20 protein-coding genes are annotated in these 16,025 nt (G+C 38.9%); 11 read left to right on the top strand and 9 right to left on the bottom strand.

What is annotated here, in order from left to right; all coding sequences use genetic code 11:
* Positions 1 to 60: 60 nt before the first annotated feature.
* Positions 61 to 420: a YisL family protein gene (locus UR08_RS08085; RefSeq protein ID WP_115753154.1), complete on the top strand. Its 360-nt coding sequence runs from the start codon at positions 61 to 63 to the stop codon at positions 418 to 420.
* 35 nt (positions 421 to 455) lie between these two features.
* Here the strand turns inward: UR08_RS08085 and UR08_RS08080 are convergent, their stop codons facing one another.
* Positions 456 to 1,262: a Cof-type HAD-IIB family hydrolase gene (locus UR08_RS08080; protein WP_115753153.1), complete on the bottom strand. Its 807-nt coding sequence runs from the start codon at positions 1,260 to 1,262 to the stop codon at positions 456 to 458.
* A 156-nt stretch (positions 1,263 to 1,418) separates the two neighbouring features.
* Here UR08_RS08080 and yjfP point away from each other — a divergent pair, with 156 nt between their 5' ends.
* The 4 genes from yjfP (at position 1,419) to UR08_RS08055 (ending at position 3,889) form a co-directional block, all read left to right on the top strand.
* On the top strand, positions 1,419 to 2,171 hold the full coding sequence (gene yjfP, locus UR08_RS08075) for an esterase (protein WP_115753152.1): 753 nt from the start codon (positions 1,419 to 1,421) through the stop codon (positions 2,169 to 2,171).
* Positions 2,172 to 2,238: 67 nt separating this feature from the next.
* A complete protein-coding gene (locus UR08_RS08070; protein WP_115753151.1) occupies positions 2,239 to 2,547 on the top strand; it encodes a metal-sulfur cluster assembly factor in 309 nt (102 codons plus the stop codon).
* Between the two features lie 132 nt (positions 2,548 to 2,679).
* Complete coding sequence (locus tag UR08_RS08065) at positions 2,680 to 2,871, top strand: hypothetical protein (protein ID WP_115753150.1); 192 nt, start codon at positions 2,680 to 2,682, stop codon at positions 2,869 to 2,871.
* Between the two features lie 499 nt (positions 2,872 to 3,370).
* Positions 3,371 to 3,889 (top strand): type 1 glutamine amidotransferase domain-containing protein, encoded by a 519-nt coding sequence (locus UR08_RS08055; protein WP_115753149.1) that lies wholly within the window; start codon positions 3,371 to 3,373, stop codon positions 3,887 to 3,889.
* Between the two features lie 60 nt (positions 3,890 to 3,949).
* On the opposite strand, the gene UR08_RS08050 is transcribed toward UR08_RS08055, so the two are convergent.
* Together UR08_RS08050 and UR08_RS08045 are read right to left on the bottom strand one after the other, a co-directional pair.
* On the bottom strand, positions 3,950 to 4,216 hold the full coding sequence (locus tag UR08_RS08050) for a hypothetical protein (protein WP_115753148.1): 267 nt from the start codon (positions 4,214 to 4,216) through the stop codon (positions 3,950 to 3,952).
* A gap of 98 nt (positions 4,217 to 4,314) precedes the next feature.
* Positions 4,315 to 5,607 carry an NCS2 family permease gene (locus tag UR08_RS08045; protein ID WP_115753147.1) on the bottom strand — a complete coding sequence of 431 codons (1,293 nt, stop codon included), beginning with the start codon at positions 5,605 to 5,607 and terminating at the stop codon, positions 4,315 to 4,317.
* Positions 5,608 to 5,782: 175 nt separating this feature from the next.
* Here UR08_RS08045 and UR08_RS08040 point away from each other — a divergent pair, with 175 nt between their 5' ends.
* The 6 genes from UR08_RS08040 to UR08_RS08015 all read left to right on the top strand — a co-directional run bounded on the left by UR08_RS08040 (position 5,783) and on the right by UR08_RS08015 (position 10,041).
* Complete coding sequence (locus tag UR08_RS08040; protein ID WP_115753146.1) at positions 5,783 to 6,421, top strand: HAD family hydrolase; 639 nt, start codon at positions 5,783 to 5,785, stop codon at positions 6,419 to 6,421.
* Between the two features lie 245 nt (positions 6,422 to 6,666).
* Complete coding sequence (locus tag UR08_RS08035; protein WP_115753145.1) at positions 6,667 to 7,470, top strand: hypothetical protein; 804 nt, start codon at positions 6,667 to 6,669, stop codon at positions 7,468 to 7,470.
* Entirely contained in the window at positions 7,457 to 8,161 is a 705-nt protein-coding gene (locus tag UR08_RS08030) for a hypothetical protein (RefSeq protein WP_115753144.1), read from the top strand. The genes UR08_RS08035 and UR08_RS08030 overlap by 14 nt, the downstream gene beginning before the upstream one ends.
* Positions 8,158 to 8,880 (top strand): hypothetical protein, encoded by a 723-nt coding sequence (locus UR08_RS08025; protein ID WP_115753143.1) that lies wholly within the window; start codon positions 8,158 to 8,160, stop codon positions 8,878 to 8,880. The genes UR08_RS08030 and UR08_RS08025 overlap by 4 nt, the downstream gene beginning before the upstream one ends.
* Before the next feature lie 7 nt (positions 8,881 to 8,887).
* On the top strand, positions 8,888 to 9,538 hold the full coding sequence (locus UR08_RS08020; RefSeq protein ID WP_115753142.1) for an ABC transporter ATP-binding protein: 651 nt from the start codon (positions 8,888 to 8,890) through the stop codon (positions 9,536 to 9,538).
* Between the two features lie 2 nt (positions 9,539 to 9,540).
* The gene (locus tag UR08_RS08015) at positions 9,541 to 10,041 is read left to right on the top strand and encodes a hypothetical protein (RefSeq protein WP_115753141.1); all 501 of its coding nucleotides are present in this window, start codon (positions 9,541 to 9,543) and stop codon (positions 10,039 to 10,041) included.
* 33 nt (positions 10,042 to 10,074) lie between these two features.
* Here UR08_RS08015 and UR08_RS08010 read toward each other — a convergent pair whose 3' ends face one another.
* The 6 genes from UR08_RS08010 to UR08_RS07985 form a co-directional block, all read right to left on the bottom strand.
* Positions 10,075 to 11,226 carry a pyridoxal phosphate-dependent aminotransferase gene (locus tag UR08_RS08010; RefSeq protein WP_115753140.1) on the bottom strand — a complete coding sequence of 384 codons (1,152 nt, stop codon included), beginning with the start codon at positions 11,224 to 11,226 and terminating at the stop codon, positions 10,075 to 10,077.
* Between the two features lie 69 nt (positions 11,227 to 11,295).
* Complete coding sequence (locus UR08_RS08005) at positions 11,296 to 12,021, bottom strand: amino acid ABC transporter ATP-binding protein (RefSeq protein ID WP_115753139.1); 726 nt, start codon at positions 12,019 to 12,021, stop codon at positions 11,296 to 11,298.
* Positions 12,014 to 13,480 (bottom strand): ABC transporter substrate-binding protein/permease, encoded by a 1,467-nt coding sequence (locus tag UR08_RS08000; protein WP_420812324.1) that lies wholly within the window; start codon positions 13,478 to 13,480, stop codon positions 12,014 to 12,016. Before UR08_RS08000 ends, UR08_RS08005 begins: the two co-directional genes overlap by 8 nt.
* A 137-nt stretch (positions 13,481 to 13,617) precedes the next feature.
* On the bottom strand, positions 13,618 to 14,121 hold the full coding sequence (locus UR08_RS07995; RefSeq protein WP_115753138.1) for a hypothetical protein: 504 nt from the start codon (positions 14,119 to 14,121) through the stop codon (positions 13,618 to 13,620).
* Positions 14,122 to 14,236: 115 nt separating this feature from the next.
* On the bottom strand, positions 14,237 to 15,235 hold the full coding sequence (locus UR08_RS07990; protein WP_115753137.1) for an inorganic phosphate transporter: 999 nt from the start codon (positions 15,233 to 15,235) through the stop codon (positions 14,237 to 14,239).
* Between the two features lie 11 nt (positions 15,236 to 15,246).
* Entirely contained in the window at positions 15,247 to 15,867 is a 621-nt protein-coding gene (locus UR08_RS07985) for a DUF47 domain-containing protein (RefSeq protein ID WP_115753136.1), read from the bottom strand.
* Positions 15,868 to 16,025: the final 158 nt, after the last annotated feature.

Here is a 16,025-nt window from a genome sequence, read left to right as displayed (position 1 = left end):
TTGGCGACGTGGTATGATAGTGCTATTGAATTTAAAGTGAATAGAAAGAGGGACAAATTTATGTGGGGATATCTTCATTTGATTTCTTGGGCTGCCATCATTATTTTGACGCTAGCTGCTTGGATCAGCTATCCGAAATCAGAAAAGGGTTTTACCATCTTTGCGATGATTGACCGTGTTTTCTATTTGGTACTGATTTTGAGCGGGATCATGATGATTCAGTACAGCATTGAAACAAATTGGCTTGTTGCGATCTTCAAGATTTTGATGGGCATCGTGACGATTGGCGTTATCGAAATGCTACTTAGCTTTCGCAAGAAAAAACGACCAACTGGCTTGTTCTTAGTTTTATTTGTGGTCGCTGTAGTTATCACTATCGCACTTGGTTTTTATTTATCAGGTGGAGCACCACTATTTTAAAAAACGGTTGGAGTGCGTGCACTCCAACCGTTTTTTTATAGTAAGTTTTCTTCAAGATAAATCGCAATGCCATCTTCTTCGTTAGATTTTGTGACCGTGTTTGCAGCGCTCTTAGCTGCATCAATGGCATTTCCCATCGCTACGCCAACACCAGCATAATCAAGCATTTCAAGATCATTAGCTTCATCGCCAAATGCAATTACATTTTTGGTTTCAAAACCAAGTGTTTTAGCAGCTTTATCAACGCCGATTGCTTTATGAATACCGTGTTTCACGACTTCAACTGCAGGCCAGCTTGCTCCCCACGTGTGGTAGGAAATCACATGAGACAAAGCATCATCAAGATGGCGGCTGATGGTGTTGAGCTGTTCAGTTTGTCCAAAGAAAAGCACGGAAGTAGGGTTCGCCGTAATTTTATTTCTTAGATTACCAATGTAAACCTCCCCGGTTCCTGTCTTAAAGTTTGCGGGTACGCTGTCGTCTCCACGTGCGAGAAAAACGCTGTCTTCTACTTCTGCGGCAATGTTCGAAAGCGGAAATTGCTTCGTGTAATCAAGTAGTTCGTGAACGATGGCAAGATCAATCGCTTGATGGTAACTTCCAGTATATGAAGCATCAAGCGGGTGATGTAAAACAGCGCCATTAAAATTGACGATCGGGGACTTTAGTTCTAATTCGCGATAATACTGACTGCTTAGCCGAAATGGCCGTCCAGTTGCGATCATTACCTCGTGTCCTTTTTCGCGTGCTCGATTTAAAGCGCTTTTTGTTCGCGCTGAAATGGTTTGATCTTCTTTTAAAGTTGTTCCATCAAGGTCCAATACGATTAGTTTTTTATCCATAACTGACTCCTTTATCTATAAATTCATTTATTAGCGACTCTTTGTTTCTTCGTGCTAAAATGAAGGTATCTCTATGATAGACTGTAAAGCGAGCTTTGTAAATGGGCTTTACCTTGCAGTAAATCAGCAAAAATGAATAGAAATGAGGCTGTAAGAGTGATTCAAGTAACGAATGAACAAATCAAAAATATTCCATTACTTCATGTTGTTAGACACGATTTACAAGGAGAGAAATTGCCAACGGTCTTTTTTTATCATGGTTTTCAGTCGGAAAAGGAGCTTTATCTCCACTACGGGTATTTCTTGGCGGAACGGGGATTTCGTGTCATTTTGCCGGAAGCAAAATTTCACGGGGAGCGCCAAGGTCAGATTTCCGGTACTGAGCAAGCCGCATATTTTTGGGATACTGTTACAGCGAATATTGAAGAGTTTAATGAGCTGTATTTGGAACTGGTTGCTAAGGGGCTCGTGGATGAAGACCGGATCGGTGTGGCTGGCGTTTCGATGGGCGCTATTACGACGCTTGGTATTTTAGCACGTTTTGAAATGGTAAAAGTTGCTGTAAGCTTAATGGGAAGTGCTTATTATGAAGAGTTTGCAAGAGAACTAGTTGCAGCAGCCGAAGCGGAAGGAATGGAATTTCCTTATGATGTCGAAACAAGGATTTCAGAACTTGAACCTTATGATTTAAGTAAACATCTGGAACGTTTGGGAGATCGGCCGTTACTTCTTTGGCATGGTAAGAAGGATGATGTTGTGCCCTTTAAATATAGTGAAAAACTAGTTGATACGCTTACTTTGGAAAACCGAGCGAAAAATGTTGAATTCGTCATTGACGAACACGCTAAACATAAGGTGTCGATTGATGGCATCAATCGGACAACCGTGTTTTTCCAAAAAAATTTATAGGTGATGAAAATCATGATAAGTTGTGTTACAATGTCTCTACAAACAGCCAAAAGGAGGTTCGCTCTTCATGGATGAGGAACTAAAAGAAAATATTATGGGCGCACTTGAACAAGTGATTGACCCAGAACTTGGAATAGATATTGTGAATATTGGGCTTGTTTACGACGTTGATTTGGATGCAGATGGGCTGTGTACGGTTACGATGACTCTTACAACAATGGGATGCCCACTTGCCGGCATTTTAACAGATCAAGTTCACGCGGCACTTGCTGATATTCCAGAAGTGAAAGATACACATGTTGATATCGTTTGGAATCCACCTTGGACAAAGGAACGAATGTCACGTTACGCGAAGATCGCACTTGGAATTCGTTAAATAAATCTAAAGCGGCATGTCTCTTTTGCGGGAGACATGCCGCTTTTGCTTGGAAAATCAGCCTTAAGAAGGATTCTATCGAGGAGTTGCTTAGCTATAATGAAAATAGATAGAAAAGGGAGGTTACCAAAAATGGAAGAACGTCTTTATGAATTAGAAGATAAAGTGCAAGACTTAGAGCTAGAGGTTCTTGATTTAAAACAGCAAGTCTATAAACTTAAACAACAACCAGAACATACAAGTTCTTTTTTAGGCGGACAGTTTTGGGTGCTGATTCCAGTTGTTGCGATTTTAAGCTGGATGTTAATCGAGATCTTTGATTGATAATATTTTGTTGTGAACAAGTCTTTTTACTGGATTTTTATTAGACAATTAGGTAGAATGTTTTGTTGTACGATTAATCTTTTATTTTTGAAGTGCTTTTTTGGGATTGTCACAAAAAGTCCACAATTAAGCACTTGATTTTTTTTAGAAGAATAGTACAATAAACATATAGAGTTTTATCCCGATGAAAGCTAAAAATCTTTTTTGGTTTTCATGGGGATAAGACCCTATCATGGTTATAGTGGCTTTCGGTGTATCCATCTTCCAATAGATTAACATTTTGTTAATCATCTGTTTTAACACCGAACCATTATTTGTTTTCATTCATCTCATTTGCCATGTAGTCTCCGTCTATGCCTCATCCCGTTATGCATAGACAATCGAGCATGATGGCGACGCTGGACGTTTTGTCCAGCGTATTTTTTTGTATAAAAAACAGATGATTTCTGTTCAAGGCAAGCTCTTGTTATACTAAAAGTATCGGAAAGGGGTTGAGAGAATGACTTTAACAGGTAAAAAAATTATTGCCTTGGTAAGTGATGACTTTGAAGATTTAGAGTTGTGGTATCCAGTTCTGCGACTTAGAGAAGCTGGTGCAACAGTAGATCTTGTGGGGGAAGAAAAAGGACGCGTGTTCCGCGGAAAATACGGTGTGCCTGCCACATCGGATTTTGCCTTTCAAGATATTAATAAAGAAGATTATGATGCGATCATCGTTCCTGGAGGCTGGTCTCCAGATAGACTGCGTCGCTTTGATGAAGTCTTAGATTTTATTCGCTATTTTGATGAGCAGAAAAAACCAATCGGACAAATTTGCCATGCAGGATGGGTTCTTGCATCTGCAGGCATTTTAAAAGGCGTAAATGTAACAAGTACGCCTGGTATCAAAGATGATTTAACTAATGCAGGTGCGATTTGGCATGACAAACCCGCTGTAACGGATGGGCATATTATTTCAAGCCGCTGTCCGCCAGATTTACCGGAGTATTTAAAAGCTTTGATTGACGCTTTTGATTAAAAAGAAAAAGCCATTCTACTAAATTCCAACTAGGAATAGAAGTAGAATGGCTCTTTTGTTTTAGAAATAGTAGCTGATAATGAAGCCAATGAAATTTGGAACAGCCGCTAAGAACAGCATGATGCTCCAACGAAGCTGTTTGCTTCGTGCTTCACGATTGTTGCGTCCACCCAGTGAAACAAAGGCAGAACAAGCAATGGAAATGAAAATTAATAGCATCGCTACAAAGGAAAACATCGTGGCGAGCGTATAATTTGGAAGTAAGAAGCTTGCGAGGAAAGTAAGCACAGCTATGCCGATTCCTGCAAGAAATGATTTTAAGTACAAAGCGATGACATCCTTTTCTAGTGTTTACTTTCTTTATAGCAAATGCGCCCGGCTTTGTCTAGTTAAAAGCGCCTGCAAAAGCTACAGGCGCTCCACGATTAATGAGGTAAGAAGGCAACGAGAATAAAGAATAAAATAGCGATCAGAATAAGGAACCAGTTTAGTTCGCGCCATTTACCAGTGAAGACTTTAAGAATCGGATATGAGATAAAGCCAAAAGCAAGGCCGATCGCGATACTTGAAGTGAGTGGCATCGCTAGGATAACAAGGAAAGCTGGGAAAGCTTCATCTAATGTATCCCAATCGATTTCTTTTACAGCACCGATCATCATGCTTCCGACAATGATAAGCGCTGGTGCAGTGATAGCTGAAATTCCTGAAACAGCGCCGACAAGTGGAGCAAAGAAAGCAGAAACTACAAACAATGCAGAAACTGTAAGTGTTGTAAGCCCGGTACGTCCACCAGTCGCAACACCTGCTGAGGATTCTACATATGCACTTGTTGGTGTAGTACCAAACATTGAACCAACTGTTGTTGCAATAGCATCACCTAGCAAAGCTTGTTTAGCATTTGGCAGTGATTCGCCTTTCATCAAACCAGCTTTTTTAGCAACTCCGATCATTGTTCCTGTCGTATCAAAAATAGTGATCAGAAGGAACGAAAGGATAACAGCATAAAGGCTGTGTGAAATAACATCTGAAAACGCATGAATCGGGTTTGTAAAAACAAATTCAGGCATTGGCGGTAATTTAACAAAGCCATCAGTAAATTTAAGTTCTCCTGTGAAGAAAGAAATGATTCCAGTTGCGATCATTCCGATAAATAAAGCACCTTTTACATTTAGTGCAAGAAAAATAAGCGTGATTAAAAGTCCCACAATGGCAAGTAAAGCTTCAGGCGAATGCAGGTTGCCAAGCCCGACTAAGTTAGAATCATTTTTAACAATGATCCCAGTCATTCGGAAACCTAAAAACGCGATAAAAAGACCAATTCCGGCTGTGATCCCAGCTTTTAAGTTATGCGGAATCGCCGTAATAATTTTTTCCCGGAAAGGTGTTAACGATAAAATAAGAAAAATGATTCCAGCTACAAAGACTGCAGCGAAAGCAACGGAATAATCCATTTTTTGAGTCGTTACAACTGTCACGAAATAAGCATTCATACCAAGACCTGGAGCGATGGCGATTGGATAATTAGCGAAAAGCGCCATCCAAAGTGTACCAACGACAGCAGAAATAATGGTTGCCATGAAAACCGTGTTGAATGGAACACCTGCGGCAGAAAGGATTGCTGGGTTTACGACGATAATATAGACCATCGTCAAGAACGTAGTAAAGCCGGAAATTATTTCCGTTTTTGCATCTGTTCCGTTTTCTTTTAATCGAAACATAAGATTTGGACACTCCCTTTAATATCATTTACGAACAATTAATGATTACTATATTATAATATTCGTTTTTTGAGGAAAATGCAACCCTGTTTTTTGTGTTTTTGGGGTAAAGGAAAAGTAAATAGGTCTATGTTATAATGAAGATGATTTCACCTGGAAAAGGAGGAAGTGCGATTTGAAGGCGATTATTTTTGATTTTGACGGAACGATGATCGACACAGAAAATTTATGGCATGATGCGACAATGAACTATGTGAAAGAAACGTATGGAATTGAAGTTCCAGCAGAGGTATACGAGCAAATTATTGGAACGACAGAAGAGCCACTGCATCATTACTTGACAGAAGCTACAAATGGCCAGTTCGATGTGGAAGCTTTTACGACACACATTTCGAACGAACTTTTAGAAGGAATTGCTCATTTAAACCTTCGCCCAGGATTCAAGCGCGTTTTTGATTACGCAGTTTCAGATGGCTTCAAGATTGGCCTTGCAACGAGCTCTGGCCGTGAATGGGTGGAACCCATACTTAAGAAATTTGATTTATTTCCGCATTTTTCAAGCATTCAAACCGCGGATGATGTGATGCGGATCAAGCCCGATCCAGCGCTTTATCTCCAAGCAGCTGCTGAACTCGGGAGCAAGCACGTTTATGCAGTAGAAGATTCACTAAATGGTGTTATTGCAGCACAGGAGGCCGGTTTAAAAGTTTTAGCTGTGCCAAATGCAGCGACGGCAAATATTAAATTCCCGGAAGGAGTAGCTGTTTTTCCGGATTTTGATTCAATCCCGCTCGAAAAAGTTTTTGCAAACTAAATAAAAAAATTTGCTCTAAAAATTAAACCTTAATTTTTAGAGCTTTTTTTATAGAAACAGAATAAAAAAGGACTTAAAAAGATAAAAAAAATTAATTTTATGAGCTTTTAAACGTTGCTATATAGCTGCTTTTTGACAGACGAGGGTATTGCTTTCCGAAGAGCAGGCATGTATAATTCAAAACAATTATGTTATTTGTTCATATCTAACTGATTACACACCAAGAAACGAGGAAAACAATACCAATGAACAACTTTTTGAAGCTAAGATTACAAACAAATCAGCGGCTTTTCGCCCTTTTAATCGGTTTAGCCATGGTTGGTGCCCACCTTTTAAAAGTTTACGGCTTGTCTGTTAAGCAACATGTCGCTTTTACTCCATATACGGCCTGGCTTTCAATGGATTTTTCAGGTACGAGCGCTTTAATGCTTCTTTTTTATCTACTTTTGCCAATTATCGCTTCGCTTTCTGCCTCAACTGTTTTTTTAGAAGATAAAAGAAATCATTTAATTTGTTATGGATTATTGAACTTTTCCCGAAAAAAATACTTTTCGATGTTATTCTTAAAAACTTTTTTAACGGGTGCAGTTGTTGTTGCACTTCCGCTGATTATCGATTTGATTGGTTGCTTTTTATTACTTCCAAACTTAAAACCAGATCCACTTATTAATGTAAATCTTGGAATTTATGAAGGAAGCGGTGATTTATTTCCCCACTTGTTTTATGCGCATCCACTTATATATGCCCTCGTTAACATTGCCATCAGCTTTGTATTTGCAGGACTTTTTGTGACTTTTGCGCTTGCTTCTTCCTTTTATATTAAAAATAAAATGGTGATTTTGCTTCTTCCTTTTTGCTTGCAACTGTTGAGCATTGCAATAAATTCATTTGTCTTGAAAAACGTTGCCTTCTCACCTTTTGGTTTTTTGCCAGAAGCGATAACAACGTATGATAAAAGCTTTTTAGCGATGCTGCTTTATGGACTAATCCTTTTTTTGATTACACTATTTCTATACGTTCGTGGAGTTAAAAAGAATGAAGCGTTTTAAGAGTATAAAATTTGCAAGAATCCGCTTGTCTCGCTTTTACGGAATTTATTTGCTTTTTGGTGGTCTCACCACTCTTTATTTTGCTTTGACCTTTTTGCAGGCAGAGTCTAATGATGCTTTTACGGATAGTCAAGTTTTAATGGCTTTAAGTCCCTTAGCTAGCATCCTATTTGTTTTTATTCCGTGTCTGCTCATTTTTATGGCCATTTTGCCAGAAGTGAGTGTTTTAGAAATGGCTATTTACCGGAAAAGGCAACTTTATTTAACTTTTCATCTTATCAAATTTGTCATAGTCTTCTTAGTCGTTTTGCTACCGTGCATCTTGCAATATGTCTTTTATCTATATAGACTTCTTCACTTGCAAGGGCTTGATTTACTGGCAGTAGGCGGTTCATATGCTTTAATTTGGCTCGAAGCCTTTTTACTGCTAGGACTTCTTTATTTATTTTTCCTTATTCTTATTAAAAACAAGGGAATAGCCTTGATGCTCACTTATTCAATATTTGTTTGTGATGCTCTTTTTATATCAGGAAAGCTTGGTTGGAGCTTTTTTTGGAAAACAACATTTGCGAAAATCACGAATTTTGATCTCACTATTCAATTAACGGAACAACTTGAAATCATTGGTAAAGTGTGTCTTCTTCTTGCTTGTATTTTGCTTATTTTTTATAAGAAAGATGTGAAAAGATGATTTTTAAACTTTATAAGCAAGAATTAAGTGTCTATTTTTTTCGAGAAAAATGGAAGATTTTATGCTTATTCATCTTATTATTTTTGCTTATTTTCTTGCAGACTAGTCAGATAAGTGAGAATGAGAACTTATTAAATAAATTGTTAAGTGGCCCTTCAAAAGTAGATTTAGATAATAACTTCTATCAATTTCCCATCCTCTGGTTTGCTTTTTATTTTATCCAGTTGTTCCATCTTTATAATTATCTTGGACGACAAGAGCAGCAAGATAAAGCCGTGTTTATTGCAAACGGGATGAATCGCCGAATGATTATCAGCAGTAGGTTGCTTATTGTTATGAGTTTTGCAGGGCTATATTGGCTTGTATTTGTTGGCTTAAATGTCGTGTTCTCCCTTTTTAAAACTAGTCAATATAGCTTAAATCAATTGGAAGAACTTGCTTTCTTTTTGCTTGCGCTTTTGCTACTTAATGTTCTAGGAGTTATGATTCAGCTCGTTTTTAACACGATTTCGGCACTTTTACTGACATGTACCTTCTTGATTTTGTCCACAAGGTTTTATCTATTTTATTCTATTGTTAACACAACGTTTAGTAGTCGCTGGATGGATTATCCGGAACTAACACGTATTAAAATGCTATTTATGGCACTTTTTATACTTTTATTGCTTATATATCTTGCTATTTTTATCTACAGACAAAAAGACATCTTGAGAAAGTAGGGGAAACATGGATTATATTAAATTGTTTAATGTGACCAAAAAAATAAAGGGGCAAACGGTACTCGAAGGGATCACATTAACCTTGCAAAAAGGGTCGATATACGGATTAAGAGGGGCAAATGGTTCGGGGAAAACGATGCTTTTGCGGGCTATTCTTGGATTGATTCGATTAAATGACGGGAAAGTAGAAGTTTGTGGTGAGCCGATTTTGGCTGAAAAGCGGTTTCCTGTTTCTACAGGATTGTTACTAGAAAACCCCTCGCTTGTTTTTGAATTCAGCGCCTATAAAAACCTTCAATTGATTGCGGCGTTGAAAGAAGAAAAAGTAACAGATGAAGAGCTTGGTGCCTTGCTTATAAAAGTCGGGCTTGATCCAAAAGATAAGAGGCGTGTGAAGCGTTTTTCACTTGGGATGAAGCAAAAAGTGGGAATTGCTCAAGCTTTGATAGGAAATCCAGAATTACTTATTCTAGATGAGCCTTCAAATGGTTTAGATGAGGATAGTGTTGAAAACCTGAAACGCTTATTACTGGGAGCAAGGGAAAATGGGGCAACGTTAATTTTGACAAGTCACGATCGGTCTTTTTTGGAAGGCGTTTGTGATGAAGTGATTGAAATAAAAAGTGGAAAACTGATAGACAAGCAGTATGAGGTATGAAGATGAGTAAAATTAAATTATTGGTAGCGGTACCTGCAGTTCTAGTGCTAGGGGTTTTACTTGTTTTAGGATATCTTCATGCGAATCAACCATTTCGCGATTTTGCGGTGAGTGAGAAGAAGATCGTGAAAGATAAGTGGGTAGAAACGGCTGATTATAAGCTGAAAGTGCTAGACGTGAAAGAGGAGAAGCAAAAGGAAGCTGGGGAACTGGCTTGGTCGAATTTGATTGTTTCTGTTTTGATCGAAAACAAAAAGCATCAAAATATAAGAAGTCAGCTGCTGGGAGAGACTTTTCTTTCATCAGAAAAAGCGAGTTCTGGGCAGGCGTTAGATATTTTGGATGAAGATGGACATTCTGCAGTTCTAAAATTTGGAAAAGCGATTCCTTGCCAAATTGTTTTTGAGACGCCATCACGAGATATTGCGGATCTTACGAAGGTATGGATGACAGTGATGCAAGAAAAAGGGCATCAATATACGAAATATGTTTATCATTTTTAAAAAACGGCTGGTAGTTTCCAGCCGTTTTTTAATTTAATTAAAGTTAAGGCTTTCCAGCCGGTCAAAGGCTTCTTTTAGAACTGTTAGATCTTGGGTGACGGCGAGACGAACATATTCGTCACCACTATCTCCAAAAGCGCGTCCAGGAATGACTAGGACTTGTGTTTCTTGCAAAAGATATTCACTAAAAGTGACGGAATCCATCCCGGTTCGGCTGATGTTTAAAAAGGCATAAATCGAACCTTTTACTGGATGAAGCGACAGATAAGGGATTTTTGCTACGCGTTTTTGAACGTATTCGAGTCGCTCTTTAAATGTGTTAGCCACTTTTGGAATAAGCTCTTCTGCGTGATTAAGAGCGTAAATGGCAGCCCGTTGTGATGGCGTTGGCGCAGAATAAGTGATGCCTTCATTCAGCAGCTTAGCGGCTTCGTTGATATATGGTGGAGAAATCATGTATCCGAGACGCCAACCGGTCATGGCAAAGTTTTTCGACATGCTGCCGAAAGTAATAGTATGCTCCGGCGCAAGGGAAGCCATCGGTGTGAAATCTTCATAAAAGCAAAAGCCGTCATACACTTCATCAGAAAGTATGTAGAAATCGTGTTTTTTCGCAAGTTCTGCAATTTTTTCAAGTGTTTCTTTTGAGAAGATGGCTCCAGTTGGATTGTTGGGCGAATTCAAAATAAGCGCTTTCGTTCGTTCAGTAATAGCAGCTTCTAAAATGTCCGCATTAATCATAAAATCATCTTTTTCATAGGTTGGGATAAAAATGGGAGTGCCACCTGAATTTAAAACTTGGTCCTTGTAAGGCGAAAAATAAGGCTCGTGAATAATGACTTCATCGCCTGGATCAAGAAGAACTTGAAGTGCTAAATACATGCCGTGAAGCGCGCCAACTGTGGCCCGGATTTGATTTTCGGCAAAATCGAGCTTGTATGTTCTTTTGAAAAACGCTTGGATGGCTTGGATCAATTCAATGTCACCGCCGGACTCTGTGTACTTTGTCGCGCCACGTGAAACGTCCGCAAACGCTGCATTAATGATGGACTCATCCGTGATTAAATCGGGGTCGCCGATTGATAAATCCAGAATGTTAGATGTTCTTTTAGCTAAAGTACCAATGTCCGCTAAGATGTTCACGGGCGTTTCTTGAAATTTCTTTGCGATGTTGCTTTTATCCATCCTAATTCCTCCTCATAAAGAAAAAAGAACGCAAAGCTGCATTCCTTTTTCTTTTTATTTTAACATAAATTAAGCGAGTACTTTTCCTAAAAAGTCTTTCGTACGATCATTTTTCGGATTGCCAAAAACTTCATCTGGCGTTCCTTCCTCTTGGATAACACCAGCATCCATGAAAACAACACGATCAGCCACTTCACGGGCAAATCCCATTTCATGAGTGACGACAACCATCGTCATACCTTCTTTTGCAAGTTCTTTCATAACGTTTAACACTTCACCGACCATTTCCGGATCAAGGGCCGACGTTGGTTCATCAAACAACATAACATCTGGATTCATCGCGAGCGCTCGCGCAATAGCTACGCGTTGTTGTTGACCGCCCGACAAATTGGCAGGGTAGCTTGAGGCCTTTTCAGCGAGACCAACTTTTTCAAGCAACTCCATTGCTTTCTTGCCTGCTTCTTTTTCGCTTTCGCCTTTTACTTTTGTTGGCGCCAAGGTTAAGTTTTCAAGAACGGTTTTGTGCGGGAAAAGGTTAAAAGCTTGGAAAACCATACCCATGCGCTGGCGGAGCCGGTTGATATTCGTGCCTTTAGCAAGCAAGTCATTCTCTTCGAAAATAACATGGCCAGAAGAAGGTTGTTCGAGTAAATTGAGGCAGCGAAGCAAAGTGCTTTTCCCGCTACCAGAAGGGCCGATCACAACGACAACTTCACCAGCATCGATTTCTAAATCAATTCCTTTTAAAACCTCATTTTTTCCATAGTGTTTGTGTAGGTTCAGAACATTAATCACTAGTTTTGAATCTCCTTTCCGCAATGCCCAAAAGTCTGGAGAGACTGAATGTAAGGACAAAGTAAATGAGTGAAGTGATGATTAGCGGAACAAATGGCTTGAAGCTTGCGCCTTGAACGACGCCAGTCATAAACATAAGTTCGCCAACACCAATAACCGAAACGATGGAAGATTCTTTGATGACTGTGACAAATTCGTTTCCTAAAGCAGGTAAAATGTTTTTGATGGCTTGCGGCAAAATGATAAAGCGCATTGCTTGGTTTTGCGTCATGCCAAGTGAACGTGCGGCTTCCATTTGGCCTTTATTCACCGCGGTGATGCCCGCACGGATAATTTCAGCGACGTAAGCAGCACTGTTCAGTGAAAGCGCGATACAGCCGGAAATGAAAGCTGAAAGGTTCAGCCCGAAAACTTGTGTTCCGAAAAAGACGATAAAAATTTGGACAAGAAGCGGCGTGCCGCGAACGAATTCTACATACCACGTCGCAGGCCAGCGGAGCCATCTTGTTTTGGAAAGCTTCATTAGTGCCAGAAGAGCCCCGAAAATCGCGCCACAAAAGACGCCGATGGCTGCTAAAACGATCGTATAAAGAGTTCCTTTTAAAAAGTAACTGCCATATTGGCTGAAGAAATTACTTTTTTGGAACATCAATTCATTTGCTTCTTTTTGATATTCTTTTAGCAACTTTTGCTCTTTAATTTCTTTGACTGAATGGTTAATTTGATTTTTTAAAGCTGTTGCGCCTTTTTCCATAGCAACGGATGTTTCTTTTCCACCATTCACAAATCTTGCATCGGAAATCGTGAGAGTATCATCTTGACTTGCATAAGCTTCAGCAACAGGTCCTTCGAGAACAACAGCATCAATCTTGTTGTTTTTTAAGTTCAAAATTAAATCAGGAACTTTTTGAAGAGAAGTGACTGTTGAACCGGTCAATTCTTTTTGAGCTAACTCTTCTTGAGTGGTTTGCTTCTGTGCGCCTACTTTTGTTCCACTGAAATCACTTGTGGATTTTAGTTTATCTTTGTCTGCTTTACGAATGACGATCTCTTGCTCGACATTCATGTAAGGCTCGGAAAAATCAACTTCTTTGAGTCGTTCTGGTGTGGGGGACATTCCTGAGATGATTAAATCAATTTTGCCAGTCTTTAAAGCGCCAAGTAGGCTATCAAAGCCCATTTCTTTAATGCTCAGTTTTACACCCATATCATCTGCAATTTTTTGAGCGATACTGATATCAAAGCCGACAATTTCATCTTTTCCCTTAATGGTTTGATGAAATTCGTAAGGCGGGTAATCTGCCGACAAGCCAACTACCAATTCTTTTTTATCTTTGATTTGTTGCAGCGAATCATCGCTAGCCGCTTTGGCAGAAAGAAACGGCATGCAAAGTGAAAGCATAAAAATGACGATAAAACTGATGATGGCTAGTTTTTTAGGGTGTTTAACATTAAGCATATCTGCAACTCCTTATCGTTTTACTAAATTTACTATATAATAATAATACATTAATTTGATTAAATATTCAATAGTAGATTTAAAAAACTTTTGTTTTGGGGAGAGAAGTGTTGGTTTAAATGCATAAACAATGTATTTTACAAGCCGATTTTGCTTAAAATAGCGATGAAATAACCCAGAAAGAAAAAGCTATCGGGGACATTCGTATTCTCATCAATCAGCTGCAAGAGGATTTGCTGATCTTGGATGATGATAAAAGCACTTTCTTGTCCATGGAAAAGTATAGTTATACGGTCCATTGTATCTTTTTGGATAATTTCAATGGGGAATTCGGATTCGGTTGTGAATAGATGAAGGAAGTCTTTTGAGGTTTCGTCTTCATAAAAAGCAAGCTGTTTATCGTTTTCCAGATCATGAAAGACAACTGCAGCATTGTCGCCTTTGCGCCAAGCAATTTCAAATGTTAAAGCTGCGAGTTCTTGTTTTTCACGACGTTCGTTTGAAAAAAGTTTAGCATCACGAAAAAATGAGATTTTGGCTGGCGATTTGATAATTGTGCCGGCGAGATCTCCGTTTTCTTTATTCACTTTAACTGGTTGTTTATTTACAAGAGCTGCTGGTTTTTCAAAATAATAACGCATGGATTTCGCTCCTTTCTTGGGTTTTATTCCCGCTTTTTAAGGGGTGAAACGATATCAAGCTAACAAAAAAAGTCACAACCGCGTGTGGGTCATGACTCGAAAGTAATGATTTATTTTATAAGAACAGATTTAAGATGAAGAACATGAGTGCAGCTACCGCAGCCGAAATTGGCAACGTGATGATCCAAGTTATAATCATTCGTTGTGCTGTATCCCATTTTACACCCTTCACACGGTGAGCAGTTCCTACTCCAAGAATAGAAGAGCTGATAACGTGAGTGGTACTTACGGGTAGATGAATGAAAGTAGCTCCAAAGATCACGATAACAGAACCAAGGTCTGCTGCAACCCCGTTAACAGGTTTGATTTTCATGATCTTGCCGCCAACTGTTTTAATGATTTTCCAACCACCGATACTTGTTCCGATTGCCATTGCGAGCGCACAGGAAACTTGTACCCAGAGTTGAACATCATCTTGCGTTTGGAAGCCGTTTGCAATTAAGGCCATGGTGATAATCCCCATCGATTTTTGCGCATCATTTGTACCATGTGTATAAGACTGAAGCGCCGCTGTTGCCACTTGAAGGAAACGAAAATTACGGTTTGTTGTTGACAAGTTCAAGTTCTTCAAGAAAATTTTAAACAGCGTATAGATGGTATAACCCACTGCAAATGCAAGAAACGGTGATGCAATCAATCCAATAATAATGGTTACGAAGCCTCCATATTCGATTGATGCAAAACCAGCAGAAGCAATAGCTGCTCCGGCAATAGAACCGATTAGTGCATGCGAAGAGCTACTTGGAATTCCGAAATACCAAGTAAGCAGATTCCAGAATATTGCAGCAAGAAGGGCAGCTAAAATGACAATTTCACCATGCGGGATTTTGAACGGGTCAACAATATCTTTTGTGATGGTTTTTGCTACACCAGTAAAAGAAATCGCACCAATAAAGTTCATCACAGCCGCTAGTAAAATAGCATGCCTAGGCTTAAGGGCTTTTGTGGAAACACTTGTAGCAATTGCATTTGCTGTATCATGAAATCCGTTGATTAAATCAAACGTAAGTGCAGCAAGCACAATAACCACTGTAATCAGAAATAATCCTTCCATTGTTCGGCTCCTTATGCGTTTTTCATGACAATTGATTCAAGTGTATTAGCGACACTTTGACAGTTGTCTGCAACTTCTTCGAGATCTTCATAAACTTGTTTTTTACGAATAATTTTAATTGCATCTGTTTCTTCTTGGAATAATTTAATAAGTGATTCGCGGTAAACTTCATCACATTGTGATTCATAATCTTTGATTTTTATGGCTAACTTACGCACTTCTTTCAATTTCTTATTGAAAACAAGATCGACTGCTTTTTCGATCTCAACAGTGCTTTCTTGGATCGCTTTAATAAATTTCAACATGTACTCGTCATAATGTGTAATCTGACAGATTTCAAGTGAAAAAGCAGTTTGTTCAAGACCATCCATTACGTCATCCAAACGGTTTGTAAGTTCAAGCATGTCTTCACGCTCGATAGGTGTAATGAAGGCATCGTTTAGCTCCATGATCATTTTGTGAACCATTGTGTCACCAGAAGTTTCATATTCTTTCATTTTGTCTGAAAAAGTATGTAAGTCTCCAAGTGAATCAATGTTGTAGGTAGCGAAAAAGTCTGCTCCTTCATGAAGATTCACGGCAATGTCATGCAGTAAAGATGCAAAGCGGTCTTTCTTATTTTTAAAAGCCATTTTCTTAAATTCCTCCGATCTTTTAAGTAAGTAATTTTTGCAAATGAATTCCCTACATTTAAAAGGTTTTTCTTAACAATTTGCTTACAAAAAAATAAAACGTATCAACTTGAAATTTACCACATGATAATACTAACATATCGAGCACCGAAATAGGA

Source organism: Listeria kieliensis (assembly GCF_003369925.1).
GTDB classification, from domain to species: domain Bacteria; phylum Bacillota; class Bacilli; order Lactobacillales; family Listeriaceae; genus Listeria; species Listeria kieliensis_A.
Note: the sequence above shows the minus strand (reverse complement) of the source record. Positions and strands in the feature narration are given on the sequence as shown.